Genomic DNA, 18,007 nt, shown 5'->3' on the forward strand with positions numbered 1-18,007 from the left:
TTTTAACTCCTAATTCCTGATTCCCTTGGGCGTTTTAGAAATAAAAGAATTGGTTGCGGGGTACGACGAGCGCGTACTTATCCGCAACCTTTCTTTTTTAGTGCCCAAGCCGGTTTTCATTGCCATTATTGGCCACAACGGCAGCGGCAAATCTACCTTTCTGAAAACCCTTACCGGCCATGTGCCCTATAAGGGGCAGATTCTGGTGCAGGGCAAGGCGCTTCCCTCAAAATCCGGGGCACTGGCCCGCTCCCTTTCCTACCTGCCGCAGAAGAACAATGTGGCGTTTCCGGTGGAAGTGCGCGAACTGGTGGTGATGGGGCTCTTCCGGCAGAAGCGCCTGTTGGAGAACTACACTGCCGCCGACTATGCGCGCGTAGACCAGACCCTGGCCCACCTGCACATTTCACACCTGAGTCACCGCCCGTTCACCCAGCTTTCTGGCGGAGAGCAGCAACTGGTCTGGCTGGCCCAGCTCATGCTGCAAGACGCCCCCATTGCCCTGCTAGATGAACCCACGCAGCAGCTAGATGTCTACCACAAAAGAAAGGTGTTTGATTTAATGACCCAGTGGGTACAGACCGAAGGCAAGACCGTGCTCTGCATCACGCATGACCTCCTGAACCTTATGACTCTGCAAGGCTATCTGCTCAACCTCTCCCAACCACACCCGGTCCTGGAGGAAATCTCCCCGCAAACCGTGCTGGCGCATCAGCGCTACCTGGAGGAAACCGGCGTCCCCCACGCAGGGCTTAACGCATAGGCTGCGGTTCACCGGTACTTACCGGCGTCAGCTTTTCCTCCGTGAGGTGAAAGACATACACCTTGTTCACATCCTTCTCGTCAAACTTGTTGTCTTTGTTAGAATCTGCCTTGGTGATGAACGTAAGCGCGTTGGTAGTCTTCTGCATTTTCCAATGCACCAGGTGCTCGCCTTTAGGAGAAATCTGCTGCAATCCCTTCCCTGAGGCCGTGGTAATAAAAAGAGCCCGCAGGTCATTAGAGTCCAGCTTATCATTCTGGTTCCAGGTTTTATCCCCGCCAATAATGACCACAGGCCGCTCTTTCCGGTAGGTGCCGCCCTCTTTGTAAGCCGTAGCGTCTATCTGGAACGGAGCCGGTAGCTCCAATCTAACCGACTGCCCGGTTCTGGTATTGATAAAAAGTAGCCCTACCTCTTCCCCTAAACCCACGTTTATCTTAGAGGCCGAGTAAATGGACGCCACCACCATGTCTGTAGAATCTAGGACGGTGAGTTGGTTGTACTGCGGGGAAAATTTTCCCTGGCCCTTTGCTTGCTCTGCCGCGGCCCATAGAAACACAAGCAACATAAGCGCGGTAAGCGGGCGCAAAGACAAGCAGACAGATGGCTTCATGGGAAATAGCGTTAAGTGGAAGGAAAGCTGTTTTAAGCCTGTTTTCTGAAAAACAGGCTTAAAACAGAAATACACGTTATTTTTTAGGCGGCTCTGCCGAGGCCTGGTTTTTCTCCTGTTGCAGGAAAGCCTCGGCCAGGAGCAAATCCTCGGGGGTAGTGAGTTTGATGTTCTTGAAGCTGCCTTCCACCAGGTGGATCTTATGCCCAAACCGCTCCACCACTGAGGCGTCATCAGTGAACAGCGGGCTCCCCGGTTGGGCGTAGGCGCGGCGCAACAGCGGCAACCTAAAGCACTGCGGAGTCTGCACCAGCCTATACGCAGAACGGTCCACGGCCTTGGAGCTTCCGCCCCGTACCCGTCTAATGGAGTCTTTCAGAGAAACCGCCACCACCGCCGTGCCTTGCGCAAAGGCAGTGTCATAGGCAGTTTGCAACATGACATTGTCTACGAAAGGGCGCACCCCGTCATGCACCGCCACCACCCCATCCAGTTCCTGGTCCAGGGCCGCCAACCCGTTCTTCACCGACTGAAACCTGCTGGCGCCACCTACCACCATCTGGTGCGGCAGGGTGAAGGAATAGTCAGCGCACAAGGTCTGCCAGGTTTCTATCTCCGCCTGCGGCAGCACCAATACCAATAGCATGGCTGGGTCAAAGGCATGGAAACGGCGCAGGGTATGCATGAGCACCGGCTCTCCGCCAATAGGCAGAAACTGCTTGGGCTGCGCGGCCTGCATGCGGCTACCCGAACCACCGGCCACAATAATGGCGTATTTCTTTAATTCTGCGGAAGACATGGCTGCAAGATACACATTCCGGCACGCGCCTGGCAAACCTGTTTTGGGCCTGTTTTCGCAAAAACGGGCCTAAAACGCAAACCAGACGGCCCTGGACTTTAACGGTTTCCTGGGTTAGAACTGCAAGGTAAAGGTGGTGCCCAGCCCTACCTCACTGACTACGGAAAGGTTGCCGCCCATGGCCTTGGCCTGTGAATGGGCAATGTAAAGGCCCATGCCTTTGCTGTCTTTGCGCTGGTGGAACCGCTGGTACAAACCAAAGATGCGCTCGCCGTACCTATTCAGGTCTATGCCCAGGCCATTGTCTTTGAAATGAAGGTACTGTCGGCCGTCTATGGTCTCTGTGGTTACCTCAATAGAGAGTATCTGGTCAGGTGACCGGTATTTGATGGCGTTGGAAAGCAGGTTGAGCAGGATGCTGTACAAGTAGCTGCCGTTGTAGTACACCTCTGGCACCTGGGCAAAATCTGTGAGAACATCAGCGCCAATTTCCGTAAGAAGCCCGTCTACCGAAAGGCGTACCCGCTCAAAGGCCTCTGGCAGGTTAATCTGCTCTTTCTGGGTGTGGGGCTTGTTCTTGATGACCAGGATTTCCAGCAGATCATCAATAATAGTATTGAGCTGCACCGTAGACTCCTTGAACTTCTGGATCAGGAGCTTGTTGCGGCCCTCAGGCACGGCGTCCATGTCCAGGAGATTAATGATGCCAGTTAGGTTAGAAAGCGGCGCCCGCAGGTTATGCGAGGTGATAAAGGTGAATTGCTTAAGGTCTGCGTTGTTCTGGGTAAGCTCTGAGATGAGGAGCTCTCGTTCCTGGGCGTAGCTCTTGCGCAGGGTGATATCGCGCAGCAAGGAGATCCAATGCGTGAGTTGGCCCCGGTGGTTGAACATAGGAATGAGCAGCAGTTGGGTCCAGAAGCGGCTTCCGTCTTTGCGGTAGCTCATCAATTCCCCCTCACAGGCCTTTCCCTGTCGCATCTGCCCAATAATGCCTTCCATCACCTGGGTATCAGTGTCGGGGCCGTTCAAGAAGGAAGGGTCTCTGCCCAGCACCTCTTCCTGGGTATACCCGGTCATGGAGAAAAACGCGTTGTTAAAGTAAATAGCCTTGAGGGTGTTCAAATCATCTGGCAGTACCTCACTAATGATAATAGCGTCCTGGGAATTGGTGATCACAGATTCCAGCAAGCGCAGCTGCTGCTCCTCGGCTTTCTGCTGGGTAATGTCTGTGAGCAGGGCAAACACACTTTCTACTTGTCCGTGTTCATCCAGCAGCGGCTGCACCTGTAGTTTTATCCAGTGCTTTTCCTTGGTTTTGGAATACTGGAGCACGTTGCACTCCAGGGGCTGCACTTTGCTTAGCCGCTCTTCAATATTAGCCAGGGTGCCCAGGTCGGTTTCAGAGCCGTTCAGAAAAGAGGCCAGGGTTTTACCGGCAATCTCCTCCAGGGTGTAGCCCAGCATTTTAGTAAAAGCGGGGTTCACCCAGTGCACCCTCAGGTCAGGAGACATAATTAAGACGCCGTTCACGGTTTCACGCGCTATCACAGAAAGCTTCCGGAGTTCTTCTTCGGCTTGTTTCTGGGCCGTGATGTCTTGCATGGCCCCTACTATACGCACTGGTTTGCCGGCCTCATCCCTGATCAGGGAACCTTGGTCTACCACATAGGCATATTCCCCGTTGGCCTTCATGAACCGGTACTCTTCCCGCCAGAAGTCTTTGGTGGCATGGGTGATCACTTCCTCTAAGGAGGCATTGACACGGTCAAGGTCTTCGGGGTGCACCTGCTGGGCCCAGAGGTCAAACTCCAGCCCGAACTCCTGTACCTTAAAGCCGAACAGTTTCTCAAAGCCCAGGCCCCAGGCAATGGTACCGGTGTGGATGTCAAAATCCCAGATGGCATCATTGGTGGCCAGGGTGGCGTAATAGAAACGCTCATTACTTTCTCTTAGCTCTTTTTCCGCGAGCTTGCTTTCCATAATCAACTGGAGCAGGTTACGCACGCTCTCCAGCGATTTCTCTTCTTCACGGGAGGGCGGCCTGGCCTCCTGCAGATACACTACCAAAGCGCCCAGCAGCTTCTGCCCTATGCTAACCACCGGATACGACCAGCACGCTTTTATACCATAGGAATGCGCCATGCTCTGGAGCAGTTGGTTCTTAGACTCCTGCGCAAGGTCTGCAAGGATGATTTTTTCATTAGAAGAGCTTTCCAGCAGAAAAGTGCCTTTGGCCTGCTCAATGGAGATGTGGTCAATGGCGTTTGAAAAGCCGGCAGGCAAACTAGGGCCCGCCACGGTAGAAAGGTTCTGGCGCTTTAGCTGAAGGGTGGAGCATAGCAGGCCCGGATAAATCTTCTCCACCCCGGCCAGGTAAAACTCCACCACACTTTGCAGGCTTACGCCCGAGGACGCGTTTTTTTCCAATACCTGCTTGCCAAGTTGTTCCAGGGCAATGATGCGGCGGTATCTGCTAAACCTGCCCCCAGCGGGAATTGCCACCTCCTGTTCAGCAGACACGCCAGAGGGCATGCCCGTAGCAATAAGCGCCTGGGCCTGCACTAACTCCTGCTGCGTGCTTTCCAATTCCAGGCGCAGGCTCTCCAGTTTTTTCTGGGTCTGCTGCAAAGCCTCTTCCAGCGCCAGCCGTTGTTTACCGTCTGGGCTGTCTGAGTTCTGCAAGACTAGCATCTTGTTTTCATTCTGCTTCATTATGGCTTTACAGCTGAATCTCTACTTCGTGGCTTTGCCGGGTGCGGATGGCTTCGGTTTCTCTAGCCCTGGCTAATTTTCTTGGCTGTTTTAAGCCTGTTTTCAGGAAAACGCCCTCAGAACGCCCGGCCCTTTTATACGGTGGTCTTGCCAAGCCGTCTAACCCATTAGGAATCTGGCAGAAACATGGCCCAAAGCCGGAAAGAAGGTAAGCGGGGTAAACAGCGCAACCGGCACGCTAAACGGGAGCCTAAACTACTAAAACAGAAACAGCTAGCCTAAGCCCAAGCCCGTTTTAGGCAATTATTCATGAAAAAAGTTAAAAATAAAAAGCCCCGCCGGTACAAGTACCAGCGGGGCTTTCCAATATGATCAGATTTATCTTTTACAGGATCAGCATCACGTCACCGTAGCTGAAGAACTTATACTCCTCTTTAATAGCGGTGCGGTAAGCTTCCATGACCAGGTCATACCCTCCAAAGGCGGCAGCCATCATCAACAGCGTAGACTCCGGCATGTGGAAGTTAGTAATCAGCGCATTGGCTATCTTGAAGTCATACGGAGGGAAAATGAACCGGTCTGTCCAGCCTTCATTGGGCTTAAGGCGGTTGTTAGCCGATACCGACGACTCCAGAGCACGCATGGTGGTGGTACCAATGGCGCAAACCCGTTTCTTGGCATCTAAGGCCTTATTCACCACCTTGGCCGTGTCCTCAGTCACGAAGAACTGCTCAGAGTCCATTTTGTGCTTGGTCAGGTCCTCCACGTCTACCGGCCGGAACGTGCCCAAGCCTACGTGCAGGGTAACTGGTGTTACGTCAACCCCCTTCAGTTCCAGGCGTTTGAGTACCTCTCTGGTAAAGTGCAGACCGGCGGTAGGGGCGGCTACGGCCCCGGTTACCTCGGCGTACACGGTTTGGTAACGCTCCTCGTCCTCAGGCTCTGGCTCGCGCTTGATGTATTTTGGCAGCGGGGTCTCGCCCAGGCTGTGTACAATCTTGTAGAAATCCTCGTCTGGGCCGTCATACAGAAACTTGATGGTACGGCCGCGGGAGGTGGTGTTGTCAATAACCTCGGCTACCAGGTCACTATCCCCGAAATAGAGCTTATTGCCCACCCGTATTTTACGGGCCGGGTCTACCAGCACGTCCCAGAGGTGAATGCGCTTATCCAGTTCTCTCAGCAGGAAAACCTCAATCTTGGCGCCGGTCTTCTCTTTATTACCGTACAAACGGGCCGGAAACACTTTGGTGTTGTTGGTCACCATCACGTCACCCTCATCAAAATAGGTGATAATATCTTTAAAGATTTTATGCTCTATCTTGCCGCTGTCACGGTGCAGGACCATCATACGGGCTTCATCACGGTGCGGAGCCGGATGGGTGGCCATCAACTCATTTGGCAGGTCAAATTTGAACTCAGATAACTTCATATTTAATATTACGGTATTAAAATATTACGCAAAAACAGACCGCAAAGGTAGGCAGTTTGCCTTAATTTATATTACTTTCAGATAAATAAGTATCTTTACCCGCTTTGGTTGTTTCTATTGGCTAAACATATCACCCGCTGCTATGTTTCCCTTTAGCCACCGCCTTTGCACCGGTAAGGCCTGTAACCGTTTCACCGTGAACGCATTCCTTTTCACCCAGATAATTCTGTAATTTCCTTATGATCTACTTCCGGCTGGTGTTAGAGAGTTTTAGGTTCGCGTGGCAGGCCCTGCGGGCTAACCTCCTGCGCACCATTCTCTCGTTGCTGGGGGTAACCATTGGTATCTTCGCCATTATCTCTGTGTTCACCATTGTAGACTCTCTGGAGCGCAGCATACGGGAGAGCATGAGCTTTGTGGGCGAGCGTATTATCTATGTAGAGAAATTCCCCTGGATTTTTAAAGGCGGCGAGGACATTCCGTGGTGGAAGTACATGCAGCGACCACCCGCCAACAGCCGCGAATTCAAATACCTGGAAGGGACGCTGGAAAACGCCGAAGGCGTGGCCATGGTATCACGCCGGGGCGGCAATACCTTCAAGCATGGCAACAACAGCATGAGCGGGCTTATGCTGCAGGGCGTTTCCAAAGACTTTAACAAAGTAGCCGAGGTGCCCATTGAGGAGGGACGATTCTTTACCCACCAGGAGGTGGAGGGCGCCCGCAACGTAATCATTATTGGCGCTGAGATAGCAGAAAACATTTTCCCATACGGCGGTGCCCTGGGCGGCGATGTTAAGATACGGGGCCAGAAGTTCACCGTGGTGGGCGTGATGGAGAAACAGGGAGCCGGTCTGTTTGAGGGCCTGCCTACCAATGACAAGAACGCATATGTGCCCTTTGGGGCTTTCGGGAAGATGTTTGCCGGCGGGCCGAGGGGCATTCAGCCTACGCTCATGATCAAGGGCAAGGTAGAAGACACGGGCCTGCAGAACCTGGAGTACGAGGTAAAAGGCAAAATGCGTACCGTGCGCGGCCTCAAGCCTTATGAGGAAGACAATTTTGCCGTGAACCGCTCAGAAATGATGGCAGACGCCATTGGCGAGATGTTCTCCATCATTGGCATTGCCGGCTGGGTAATTGGCGGGTTCTCCATTCTGGTGGGTGGCTTTGGCATTGCCAACATCATGTTTGTGTCTGTGAAAGAGCGTACCAACATCATAGGCATTCAGAAATCACTGGGGGCCAAGAATTTTTTCATCCTGTTCCAGTTCCTGTTTGAGTCTGTGTTCCTGAGCCTGATTGGCGGGGGTGTGGGTATCCTGCTGGTCTCGTTGATCACCTTAATTCCCATGGGCACGCTGGATATAATCCTTACGCCCGGAAACATCTTGCTGGGGTTGGGCGTATCGGTCGTGATTGGCGTTCTCTCCGGCATTATCCCGGCCGTGATCGCCTCCCATCTGGACCCGGTAATTGCCATCAGGTCTAAATAAGCAAAACCTTACGTTTACATGATGCTATGGACCAACTCTTCCATGTGCGCGTTGCTGCCTGCGCCTTTTCCAGAACAAAACCACCAGCCAACCAGAGGTAATTACACAAAATCTGGGGCCTGCACCCAGAAAATAACCATAATATAATTTTAGACGTGCCCTTTACTGGCTTTTTTCGCGTAAATGGGCTTAATACATGATTGATCTATGACGAAGTTGAGAAAGACGAGTAAAACAAAATTGCATGATGAGGTTCAGAACGCCGGAAGCGGCACCACCATCATTCAACCCAATGTAAACGATGACAAGGTGCCTTCCCTGCAGGAAGCCAAGAAAATAGCCAAGCGCGAAAGCCCGGTGATCAGTGATGATGACAAGCGCATTAGAGAGGCGTTCACAGACAAAAACTGGAACGAGATCAAGATCGCAGACTCCTGGCAGATCTTCAAGGTGATGTCTGAGTTTGTGGAAGGCTTTGAGAAAATGGCCAAGATAGGCCCCTGCGTGTCTATCTTCGGGTCTGCCCGAACCAAGCCCGAGAACCCGTACTACAAAATGGCCGAGGAGATTGCCGCCAAACTGGTGCGCCACGGCTACGGCGTAATCACGGGCGGTGGCCCGGGCATCATGGAAGCCGGTAATAAAGGCGCCCACTCAGAGGGCGGCCGCTCGGTGGGCCTGAACATTCAGCTGCCCTTTGAGCAGTTCAACAACATCTACATTGACCCAGACAAGATCATCAACTTTGACTACTTCTTTGTACGCAAGGTAATGTTTGTGAAATACGCCCAGGGCTTTATTGGTATGCCTGGCGGTTTTGGTACGCTAGATGAGCTGTTTGAGGCCATCACCCTTATCCAGACCAAGAAAATTGGCAAATTCCCGATTGTACTGGTGGGCAAAGCCTACTGGGGTGGCATGTTTGACTGGATCAAAGACGTGATGCTCACCCAGGAAAGCAACATCAGCCCAGAAGACCTGGACCTGGTGCACCTAGTAGACAACGCCACCGATGCCGTGACCGTGATTGATGAGTTCTACAGCAAATACCTGCTGTCTCCCAACTTCTAAGCGAAACCGCAACGGGCCTGTTTTAAGCCTGTTTTTAGAAAAAGAGCCCCGAAACGATTCGGGGCTCTTTTGGTTTCAGGCCTTGCCGGAATACACTAACTTTGGAGAAACAGGAGTTATACAGGCAACCCCGCCCCCGCGCCATGACCACAGACAGTACCAAAAGACAGAAACAAGCCCGCGTACTCCGCGATTTCCGGAAAGTGCACCGGATCACGGGCGCCCTGCTGTTCGTCTTTTTCTTTGTGCTGGCTATTACCGGGCTTTTGCTGGGCTGGAAAAAACACACGGGCGGCGCGATTCTGGCCAAAACCCACACCGGCACCTCTACCAATCTCAAAGATTGGCTGCCGGTAGATAGCCTCACCCATCATGCCTTCCAGGCCGTGCGGGACTCCCTGGGCCAGGAGACGCCCCTTACTCTTGACCGCATTGACCTCCGCCCCGACAAAGGCACCGCTAAGTTCACGTTTGTGGAAGGCTACGTGGGCGTGCAGATAGACGGGGCCACCGGACAACTTTTGCACCTGGAAAGCCGCCGCGCCGACTTTATTGAGCACCTGCATGACGGCACCGTCCTGGACCGGTGGCTGGGCGTGGAAAGCGGCGTCCTGAAAGTCATCTACAGCACCATTATGGGCGTGGCGCTGCTTATCTTCACCATTACCGGCTTCTGGCTTTGGTACGGACCCAAGCGCATGAAACAGGAGAAACCTGCCCCTGTCTCCCCTCTAAACCGGCCCCGCACCGCCCGGCCGCTCCGCGCCTGATAACTGGCGAGGCTGGTCTGACACTAGCCTCTGGTTGTTTTAATTTCTGTTTTAAGCCCGTTTTTCAGAAAACACCCTTAAAACGCAAGCCTAGCGCTGGTGCATAAACTAGCCGCCATCTGTTTTTATTAACAGCACCCGCCTGGATTTCTATTTCCTAGCCCGCCAACAAGACGCCTGGCTTTTTACTGAATAAGTTGAGATTGTGCGGTAAACGTGTATCTTTAATACACTGCAACTCTACGGCTATGACTTATCTTGACCAGATTTCAGAACCTACGCTTTTGTTGAACCAGCAGATCGCGCGCGCCAACATTCGGCGCATGGCAGAGAAATCCCGCCGGGCCGGGGTACGCTTCCGGCCCCACTTCAAGACCCACCAGTCTAAACAGGTAGGCGAATGGTTCAAAGAAGAAGGGGTCACGGAGATTACGGTTTCCTCGGTGAAGATGGCCGCCTATTTTGCCCACCATGGCTGGACCGATATTACCATCGCCTTCCCGCTCAACCGCAGGCAATTACCTCAGATCGCCAAACTGGCGAAACAGATCACCTTAAACCTGCTGGTTACCTCTGCTGATGACGTGGCCTTTCTGCGGAAAAACCTGTCTGTACCGGTTCACCTGTGGGTGAAGATTGACACTGGCTACGGCCGTACGGGCATCATGCCCAAAGACACTGTGGCCCTGGACGCGGTCATGACCGAACTGGCCAATACCCCCCAGCACTCTTTCTGCGGCTTCCTGGCGCACGCCGGCCACACCTATAAGACCCGCCACTTGGGCACTATCGCCTCCATTCACCAACAGACCCTAGAGAAAATGCAGGCCCTGAAAGCCCGGTATGCGCCTGCCTGGTCCGAACTAGAACTGTCTATTGGAGACACGCCCAGTTGCAGCGTCATAGATAATTTTACCGGTATTGACGAAATACGCCCCGGCAACTTTGTGTTCTATGACCTGACTCAAAACCAAATTGGCTCCTGTACCCTGCAAGATATTGCCGTGGCCGTGGCCTGCCCCATAGTAGCCCTACACCCTGAAAGAAACGAAGTCATTCTTTATGGCGGCGCGGTCCACTTCTCCAAAGACGCGCTTTCCTTGCCCAACGGAAGCACCATCTTCGGGCTGGTAGTGCCGCTCACTGAAAAAGGCTGGGGAGAACCTTTGCCCCAAACCTCAGTCATTTCTCTGTCACAGGAGCACGGCGTGGTGCACACCACCCATGACTTGATGAAGCATTTTAAGTTAGGAGGATTGGTGGGCGTTTTGCCGGTGCACTCTTGCTTGGCGGCAGATTTGATGAAGGGGTATGTGACGTTGGAGGGTGAGCGGCTGGAGCATTTGAGTGGGGTGGTGTGAACCTCACCCCCGGCCCCTTCTCCCATAGAGAGGGGAGTTTTAGATAAAGTCTGCTTTGGGTTTCTCTGCCCTCTTTTGTTTTCCTGAAAGGATCTTGTGAACAAACAGTAATAGCGCCTACTACAAAGCTTTTCTAGTTTGCCTACAAGATCTTTCCAAGATGACAGAAGGAAAGTGACCGTTTTGAGTCTGTTTTATGGAAAACAACCCCAAAACGCATCTACTCACTATACCTTCACTACCGGTCTACTCACATGATGCGCACCAGACTTCTACTTTTCTTCTGTTTCCTCTGCCTTACCTTAGGTTGTGAAAATAATGCTCAGAGAAAAACAGATAACGACCTTGAGCAAAGTATTACGCTCATCACTCTAGGGATTGCAGATTCAGTTACTTCTGGAAATCAGCTTCATGGCGGAATAGCAAATTTTTTCTTTGTTGATTTAGCTAATGATAGCTTTATACTTTATGAAAAGGCTTTTCATTTGGATAGTACGGCTTACTTTACTAAAGGCCAAGTATCTGGCAAAATCAAAGATTTAAGTAGAAATGAGAAGATTGTTAGGTTTGTCCGCGAAACCCTTACAAGGAAAAGCAATAACAGTATCCCTACACTTTATGAAGGTGGCTTATATTGTGGTAAAGATTATATTGGGGTCATAAAATCTGATACAATCACCAAGGATTTTGCTTTCCGCTATGACTTTGGGTTTGCAGACATTAAGGGAGAGGTAATGGCCTTATTAGCCAACGGAAAAAATATTCAGTCTTTAGATACCACGGTTAACTTGAACGAGGATAGTGTTTTAAGGCCAGTCCTCTCTCGCCCTATATTTTCTGCTATGCGCCCCCTACCTCCACCCGATCTACCCCCTCCACCACCTCCAATCAGAAACTAGCTTTTGTTTCCAGCCTCTTTTCCCCAAAACAGTCTCAAAACGCTTTTACTGAAAAACTCCCGTCTTCAATTGAGAAAGGGCCAGGAGTGGAGCAACTAAAAACTCCGGCCCTCCCCTAAACTATTCTGCGGTAATTTCGGTTAAGAAGAGATGCACGGCCCGCTCCTATTCTAGCGCGGGAATGCCTACCTTTGCTCTTTAAACCGAACCGAGTCGGATGACGCCAAAAGAATCTGCCGCTACGCCTGTAGCCAAACATAAAACCTCTACCACCGTGGATGTACCTTTCATTGAAGTGTACGGCGCCCGGGAACACAACCTCAAGAATATCTCGCTCAAGATACCCCGCAATGAGTTGGTGGTCTTTACGGGCATCTCGGGCAGCGGCAAGTCCTCGCTGGCCTTTGACACCATCTACGCCGAGGGGCAGCGCCGCTACATGGAGACGTTCTCGGCCTACGCGCGTTCGTTTCTTGGAGGCCTGGAGCGGCCTAACGTAGATAAGATTGAAGGGCTTTCGCCGGTGATCTCCATTGAGCAGAAAACCACCTCGCGCAACCCGCGCTCTACGGTGGGTACCATCACGGAGATTTATGACTTTCTGCGTTTGCTCTACGCCCGCACCGCCGAGGCCTACAGCTACGTGACCGGCGAAAAGATGATCAAGCAGTCTGATGACCAGATTGTGCAGCATATCCTGGAGCACTTCAACGGCAAGCGCACCATCATTCTGGCCCCCGTGGTGAAAGGCCGTAAAGGTCATTACCGCGAGCTGTTTGAGCAGATACGCAAGATGGGCTTTATCAGGGCCCGCATTGACGGCGAACTGGTGGAACTCACCCCTAAAATGCAGCTGGACCGCTACAAGATCCACGACATTGAGATCGTGATTGACAAGCTGGTGCCTAGTGCAGATGATCGCTACCGCCTGTCTACCTCCATTCAGAATGCGTTGCAGCACGGCAAAGGCACCGCCCTGGCCATGGACGCTGACACCAATGAGACCCAGTTCTATTCAAGACATTTAATGGACCCGGCCACCGGCATCGCCTATGATGACCCGGCGCCTAACACCTTCTCCTTTAACTCGCCGTACGGGGCCTGCCCGGTGTGTAACGGCTTAGGCGAGATTGAGGAACTCACCGAGGAATCCATCGTGCCCAGCAAGAGCGTGAGCATCAGCCGGGGCGGTATTGCGCCCTTGGGCGAGTACCGTGACATCTGGATTTTCTCGCAGATACAGGCCCTGCTAAAGCGCCACAAGCTGTCTTTGATGGCCCCTATTGAAGAGATTCCGGAAGAGGCCTGGCACCAGCTCATGTACGGCTTTGAGGAGGAGGACCCCAAAGGCAAGAAAGAACCCTTCGTGTTTGAGGGCGTTATCAACTTCCTGAAGAAACAGTTGGAGTCTGACTCAGACAACGTGCGCGCCTGGATTCAGGAATACACCCAACAAAGCACCTGCCCTGAGTGTAACGGCTACCGCCTGAAAAAGGAATCGCTGCACTTCAAGCTGGACAACAAGCATATTGGGCAGCTTTCTGAAATGGACATCCAGGAACTGGCCAATTGGATTGCCAACCTGGAGGACCGCCTGAGCGAGCGCCAGAACATGATTGCCCGCGAACTCCTGAAAGAGATCCGCAAGCGGATTGGCTTCCTGGTAGACGTAGGGCTGGAATATCTGCACCTGCACCGTTCCGTGCGTACCCTGTCCGGGGGCGAGAGCCAGCGGATTAGATTGGCCACCCAGATCGGAACGCAGTTGGTAGGCGTGCTCTACATCATGGATGAACCCAGCATTGGCCTGCACCAGCGCGACAACGAGAAGCTCATCAAGGCCCTGCAGGATTTGCGCGACCTGGGTAACAGCGTAGTAGTGGTGGAGCACGACAAAGACATGATCCTGGCCGCCGATTACGTGGTGGACATAGGTCCGGGTGCGGGCATCCATGGCGGGCAGGTGGTAACGGCCGGCACGCCGCAGGAGATGATGGAGAGCGGCACCATTACCGCAGATTACCTCAGCTATCGCCGCGGCATTCCCGTGCGCCGCCAAAAGCGCGAAGGCAACGGCAAGAGCGTGATTCTGCGCGGGGCCACCGGCCACAACCTCAAAGACGTGACCCTGGAACTGCCCCTGGGCAAGCTGATCTGCGTGACGGGCGTATCGGGCAGCGGGAAATCCTCGCTCATCCATGACACCCTCTACCCTATCCTCAACAAGCACTTCTTCCATGCCAAGCGCGAGCCGCTTCCTTTTAAGGGCATTGAAGGCCTGAGCCACATTGACAAGGTGATTGAGGTAGACCAGAGCCCAATTGGCCGCACGCCGCGCTCTAACCCCGCCACCTATACCGGCGTGTTCACTGAGATCCGGAGTTTGTTTGCGTCTATGCCCGAGGCCAAGATCAGAGGCTACGCCGCAGGCAGGTTCTCCTTTAACGTGAAGGGCGGCCGCTGCGAGACCTGTGAGGGCGCCGGCATGCGCACCATTGAGATGAACTTCATGCCAGATGTGTACGTGCCCTGCGAGACCTGCAAAGGCAAACGCTACAATCGTGAAACCCTGGAAGTTCGCTTTAAAGGCAAGTCGATCACTGATGTGCTGGACATGACCGTGGAGATGGCTACTGAGTTCTTTGAGCACCAGCCCCGCATCCTGCGCAAGATCAAAACGCTCAATGATGTTGGCTTGGGCTATATCACCCTCGGGCAGCAGGCCACCACGCTTTCTGGCGGTGAGGCCCAACGCGTGAAGCTGGCCACCGAGCTCTCCAAGAAAGACACCGGCCGTACGCTTTACATTCTGGATGAGCCTACCACGGGTCTGCACTTCCAGGACATTGAGCACCTTTCAGATGTGTTGAACCGCTTGGTAGACAAAGGCAACAGCGTACTCATTATTGAGCACAACATGGATCTGATCAAGGTAGCAGACCACGTGATTGACATTGGCCCCGAAGGCGGCGCCAAAGGCGGCTTCATTGTGGCCCAAGGTACCCCTGAGGAAGTGGCCGCCCTGAACCTGGGCTACACCGCCCGCTTCCTGGCCGAGGAGTTACGCACCAGCCTTTATGTAGACGCCCCGGTGTTTGTAGAGGAAGCACCCGAACCGGAAGACGAGGCCCCAGCGGAAGCACCCGAGAAGAAGACCCGGGGCCGCAAGAAGAAAGAACCCACCGCTGAAAATGCCTCTGCCCCGGCCAAGGAAAAGAAAACCCCGGGCCGGAAGAAAAAGGCAGAATAACGTTTTGGGCCCGTTTTTAGGAAAATAGCCCCAAAACAGCATAAACAGAAAAGCCTTGCTCTGGGAGCAGGGCTTTTCTGTTTATAGCACGGTAATTCTCCCTTCGGTTCTACCCCAGCTAGCCAAGGGTTGAACGCTGGCGCGAAAGCGAAAAGAGCTGTTATTTCTAGTGGGCAGCTTCTGCCGCAGGCACGGCTTTCTCTGCAGCTGAATCAGCGGGCGCAGCGGTAGCGGCAGTAGCGGTAGTAGTGTCAGCAGGAGTGGCAGCAGCTGGGGCGTGCGCCTCTGCTACGGGGGCCTCGGTGGTTATTTCTTCGCCCAGCGCCGTTCCGGAGCCTTTGTCATTGGGGTCTGTGGAAGATGTATAGGTGGAGCACGCAGAACCTACCAACAGAGCGCAGGCCGCGAAAAAAGGCATTAGATGTTTCATGGGTTTCGTAAAGTTTGCCCAAAGGTACTTCCAGCTTCGCAAAAAACAATCTCCATTTTCCGGAGCCAGGCACCAGCGAATACTTTCGACATGAGTCAAATTGATAATTTGGTTCAAAGCCGTTTCAGGCCTGTTTTTCTAAAAATGGCTCTAAAACAGAAGGCTCCTCTTTTTTTGAAAGAGGAGCCTTCTGTTTATGCTTCAAGAAAGAAAGTTACTTCTTCAGTTTGTCATAAAGGGCCTGGGCGGCTTTTTGGTGCTCGCGGAGCACGGGCAGCGTTTTCGCCGCGAAGGCCTTTACCTCGGCGTCCTGGCCGGTGGTAGACTGGCGCTCAAACTCCTGCACGTCTTTATTGTGGTCTTCCACCATGTGCTGCATGTACATTAAGTCAAACTCAGCGCCGGCGGGGGCTTTGGACAGCATGTCCAGGTGCTGCTGGTGCTCAGGCAATAGAGAGGGAGGAAGCTTGATTCCTTTCTTGGCGGCCAGGGCCTTGAGCTCGGTGTTGGCTTTGGAATGGTCTGTTACCATGCGCTGACCAAACTGTTTCACCCCTGCGTCCTTAGCCTTGGTGCTGGCCAATTTGCCGGCCTCTACCTCCATCATACCGCCGCTGGCAGCTTTCATCACAAAGTCCTGGGCCGGGTTTTGGGTGGCCATGGCGCTGTCTGGGGTAGCACCCGTGGCGGGGTTGTCAAAGGTGGCGTTGTTGTTGGTTTCTGCTATGGCCCGGCTGTTGGTGAGGTTGGTAGCGGCAGGGCTAGGGGTGATGCTGTAGCCGGTGGCCAGGTCGGCGGGGTCTGTGGTGGCGGTATAGGTATTGCAGGCAGAAGCGGTCAATAGAGCTCCAGCCGCAAAAAGTGGCATTAGTTTTTTCATAGTTTTTAGAGGTAAGGCGAAGAATGTGGTACCTATTATCTGACACTTATACGGCTGTAGGTTAACGGGGTTAAATACCACTCTTTCTTTTAAAAGCCAATTTATAGGCGGCAAACGGGCTTCTATACACTAGGGAGAACCTATTAATCTACGGTGTCTTCCAGGCGATCTGCCATTTCAAGGTGTGACCGCAAGATGGGCAACATCCTCACGGCAAAATCTTTGACGGCCGGGTTCTCAGCGCTGGTAGTTTTGGCCACAAACATGTCTATGTCCCGTTTATGGGCTTTCTCCATTAAATCCATATAGGCCTCTTGAAAGCCAGCCCCGGTTTTGCCTTTCAGTTGGTCGGCCATCTCACGGTGCAGTTGGTTTAAGGTGGTGGGTAGTTCTACCTTCATAGAGGCCGCCACTACCTGTAGATCCTTATGGGCTTTGGTATGGTGGTCTACCATCATCTGCCCATACTTTTTAACCTCTGCATCGGTGCTGGTTTCGGCTGCCAAGGTACCCAGTTCCACTTCCATCAGGTTGCTGCTGGCGGCCTCTATCAGAAAAGCGGCGTCAGACATGTCAGTGGAGGAAAGGCCTGTTCCCCGGGCCCCTGCTGCGGTGGTAAGGGTTGTAGCCGCGCTATCAGAGAGAGCGGTTTCAGCGGTAGAAACAGAAGTGGTGTCTGAGGAAGTGTCTGTGCTGCTACAGCCCATGCCAGCGGCCAATACAAAAGTTAGAAGGAGAGGTAGTTGTTGTTTCATAGTTTATATAGTTGGCCTATGTAACTATACGACCGGCAAGGCTTGTGGTTGAAACGCAAAAAGAAAGGCCAGCCCCAAATGAGGCCAGCCTTTCTTTCGTGTTCTATCTATTGGTTATTGTTTCTCTACCTTGTCTTCCAGTTCATCTGCCTGATGTTCATGGGTGCGCAAAACAGGCAGCGTCCTGATAGCGAAAGCCCTAATGGAAGTGGTAGGTGCCTTGTTGCTGATCACCTCATACAGGGCAATATCCTGTTCATGCACTTCCTCCAGGTCATCCATGTATTTCTTGTCAAACTCACGGCCAGTTAGCTTAGAGAGCTTGTCAACTATTTTCTGATGCTCTGGCAACAGGGTACCGGAAAGCGTCATATTCATGCCCGTGGCCAGGTCCATCAGTTCTTTGTTGGCCTTGGTATGGTGGTCCAGGAGCATGCGGGCGAAAGTCTTTACCTCTGGATGGGCCGACCGGTCCAGGGCCAACTGCGCCAGCTGCACTTCCATTTGGCTACTGCTGGCCGCCTCTGCCAGAAAAGTGGCCTCGGTGATGACCCTGGCCCCGTACATCATGCCGCCAGGCACGGTACTGGTGCCAGTTTGCACCACGGCGTCTGCCGGGCTGGCCGAGGTAGTGCCGGCTGCACTGGCGGCCGTCACAGAGGCGGCGTAAGCATCAGTGGTGGGGACATTATTAGACGTATTGGCATCTATTTTACTGCAAGCGGTACTGGCCGCCAGCACCGTCAATGCCATCATATATCCTATCTTTTTCATAG

15 protein-coding genes are annotated in these 18,007 nt (G+C 53.1%); 7 read left to right on the plus strand and 8 right to left on the minus strand.

Annotated features, from left to right (window positions below; genetic code table 11):
• Window positions 1-25: 25 nt before the first annotated feature.
• Window positions 26-763: an ABC transporter ATP-binding protein gene (locus ACYVJQ_RS00715; protein ID WP_460891146.1), complete on the plus strand. Its 738-nt coding sequence runs from the start codon at window positions 26-28 to the stop codon at window positions 761-763.
• Here ACYVJQ_RS00715 and ACYVJQ_RS00720 read toward each other — a convergent pair.
• The 4 genes from ACYVJQ_RS00720 to queA form a co-directional block, all read right to left on the minus strand.
• A complete protein-coding gene (locus ACYVJQ_RS00720; protein ID WP_460891147.1) occupies window positions 753-1,376 on the minus strand; it encodes a hypothetical protein in 624 nt (207 codons plus the stop codon). The genes ACYVJQ_RS00715 and ACYVJQ_RS00720 overlap by 11 nt on opposite strands.
• A gap of 76 nt (window positions 1,377-1,452) precedes the next feature.
• Window positions 1,453-2,175 carry a 2-C-methyl-D-erythritol 4-phosphate cytidylyltransferase gene (locus ACYVJQ_RS00725; protein ID WP_460891148.1) on the minus strand — a complete coding sequence of 241 codons (723 nt, stop codon included), beginning with the start codon at window positions 2,173-2,175 and terminating at the stop codon, window positions 1,453-1,455.
• 114 nt (window positions 2,176-2,289) lie between these two features.
• A complete protein-coding gene (locus tag ACYVJQ_RS00730) occupies window positions 2,290-4,887 on the minus strand; it encodes a PAS domain-containing sensor histidine kinase (RefSeq protein ID WP_460891149.1) in 2,598 nt (865 codons plus the stop codon).
• A 385-nt stretch (window positions 4,888-5,272) separates the two neighbouring features.
• Window positions 5,273-6,319 (minus strand): tRNA preQ1(34) S-adenosylmethionine ribosyltransferase-isomerase QueA, encoded by a 1,047-nt coding sequence (queA, locus tag ACYVJQ_RS00735; protein ID WP_460891150.1) that lies wholly within the window; start codon window positions 6,317-6,319, stop codon window positions 5,273-5,275.
• A 239-nt stretch (window positions 6,320-6,558) separates the two neighbouring features.
• Between queA and ACYVJQ_RS00740 the strand changes: the two genes are divergently transcribed.
• The 6 genes from ACYVJQ_RS00740 (at window position 6,559) to uvrA (ending at window position 15,166) form a co-directional block, all read left to right on the plus strand.
• A complete protein-coding gene (locus tag ACYVJQ_RS00740) occupies window positions 6,559-7,815 on the plus strand; it encodes an ABC transporter permease (protein ID WP_460891151.1) in 1,257 nt (418 codons plus the stop codon).
• A 207-nt stretch (window positions 7,816-8,022) separates the two neighbouring features.
• Complete coding sequence (locus tag ACYVJQ_RS00745; protein ID WP_460891152.1) at window positions 8,023-8,886, plus strand: LOG family protein; 864 nt, start codon at window positions 8,023-8,025, stop codon at window positions 8,884-8,886.
• A 143-nt stretch (window positions 8,887-9,029) separates the two neighbouring features.
• On the plus strand, window positions 9,030-9,656 hold the full coding sequence (locus ACYVJQ_RS00750; protein WP_460891153.1) for a PepSY-associated TM helix domain-containing protein: 627 nt from the start codon (window positions 9,030-9,032) through the stop codon (window positions 9,654-9,656).
• A 248-nt stretch (window positions 9,657-9,904) separates the two neighbouring features.
• Window positions 9,905-11,017, plus strand: coding sequence for an alanine racemase (locus ACYVJQ_RS00755; RefSeq protein WP_460891154.1), 1,113 nt, complete (start codon window positions 9,905-9,907; stop codon window positions 11,015-11,017).
• A 254-nt stretch (window positions 11,018-11,271) separates the two neighbouring features.
• Entirely contained in the window at window positions 11,272-11,916 is a 645-nt protein-coding gene (locus ACYVJQ_RS00760; RefSeq protein WP_460891155.1) for a hypothetical protein, read from the plus strand.
• Between the two features lie 217 nt (window positions 11,917-12,133).
• Window positions 12,134-15,166, plus strand: a complete 3,033-nt coding sequence (uvrA, locus tag ACYVJQ_RS00765; protein WP_460891156.1) for an excinuclease ABC subunit UvrA — start codon at window positions 12,134-12,136, stop codon at window positions 15,164-15,166.
• Between the two features lie 166 nt (window positions 15,167-15,332).
• On the opposite strand, the gene ACYVJQ_RS00770 is transcribed toward uvrA, so the two are convergent.
• The 4 genes from ACYVJQ_RS00770 to ACYVJQ_RS00785 all read right to left on the minus strand — a co-directional run bounded on the left by ACYVJQ_RS00770 (window position 15,333) and on the right by ACYVJQ_RS00785 (window position 18,005).
• On the minus strand, window positions 15,333-15,596 hold the full coding sequence (locus ACYVJQ_RS00770) for a hypothetical protein (RefSeq protein ID WP_460891157.1): 264 nt from the start codon (window positions 15,594-15,596) through the stop codon (window positions 15,333-15,335).
• Window positions 15,597-15,810: 214 nt separating this feature from the next.
• On the minus strand, window positions 15,811-16,476 hold the full coding sequence (locus ACYVJQ_RS00775) for a DUF4142 domain-containing protein (protein WP_460891158.1): 666 nt from the start codon (window positions 16,474-16,476) through the stop codon (window positions 15,811-15,813).
• Window positions 16,477-16,619: 143 nt separating this feature from the next.
• Window positions 16,620-17,231 carry a DUF4142 domain-containing protein gene (locus ACYVJQ_RS00780; RefSeq protein ID WP_460891159.1) on the minus strand — a complete coding sequence of 204 codons (612 nt, stop codon included), beginning with the start codon at window positions 17,229-17,231 and terminating at the stop codon, window positions 16,620-16,622.
• A 114-nt stretch (window positions 17,232-17,345) separates the two neighbouring features.
• Window positions 17,346-18,005, minus strand: coding sequence for a DUF4142 domain-containing protein (locus ACYVJQ_RS00785; protein WP_460891160.1), 660 nt, complete (start codon window positions 18,003-18,005; stop codon window positions 17,346-17,348).
• Window positions 18,006-18,007 lie beyond the last annotated feature (2 nt).

Source organism: Rufibacter soli, assembly GCF_054781795.1.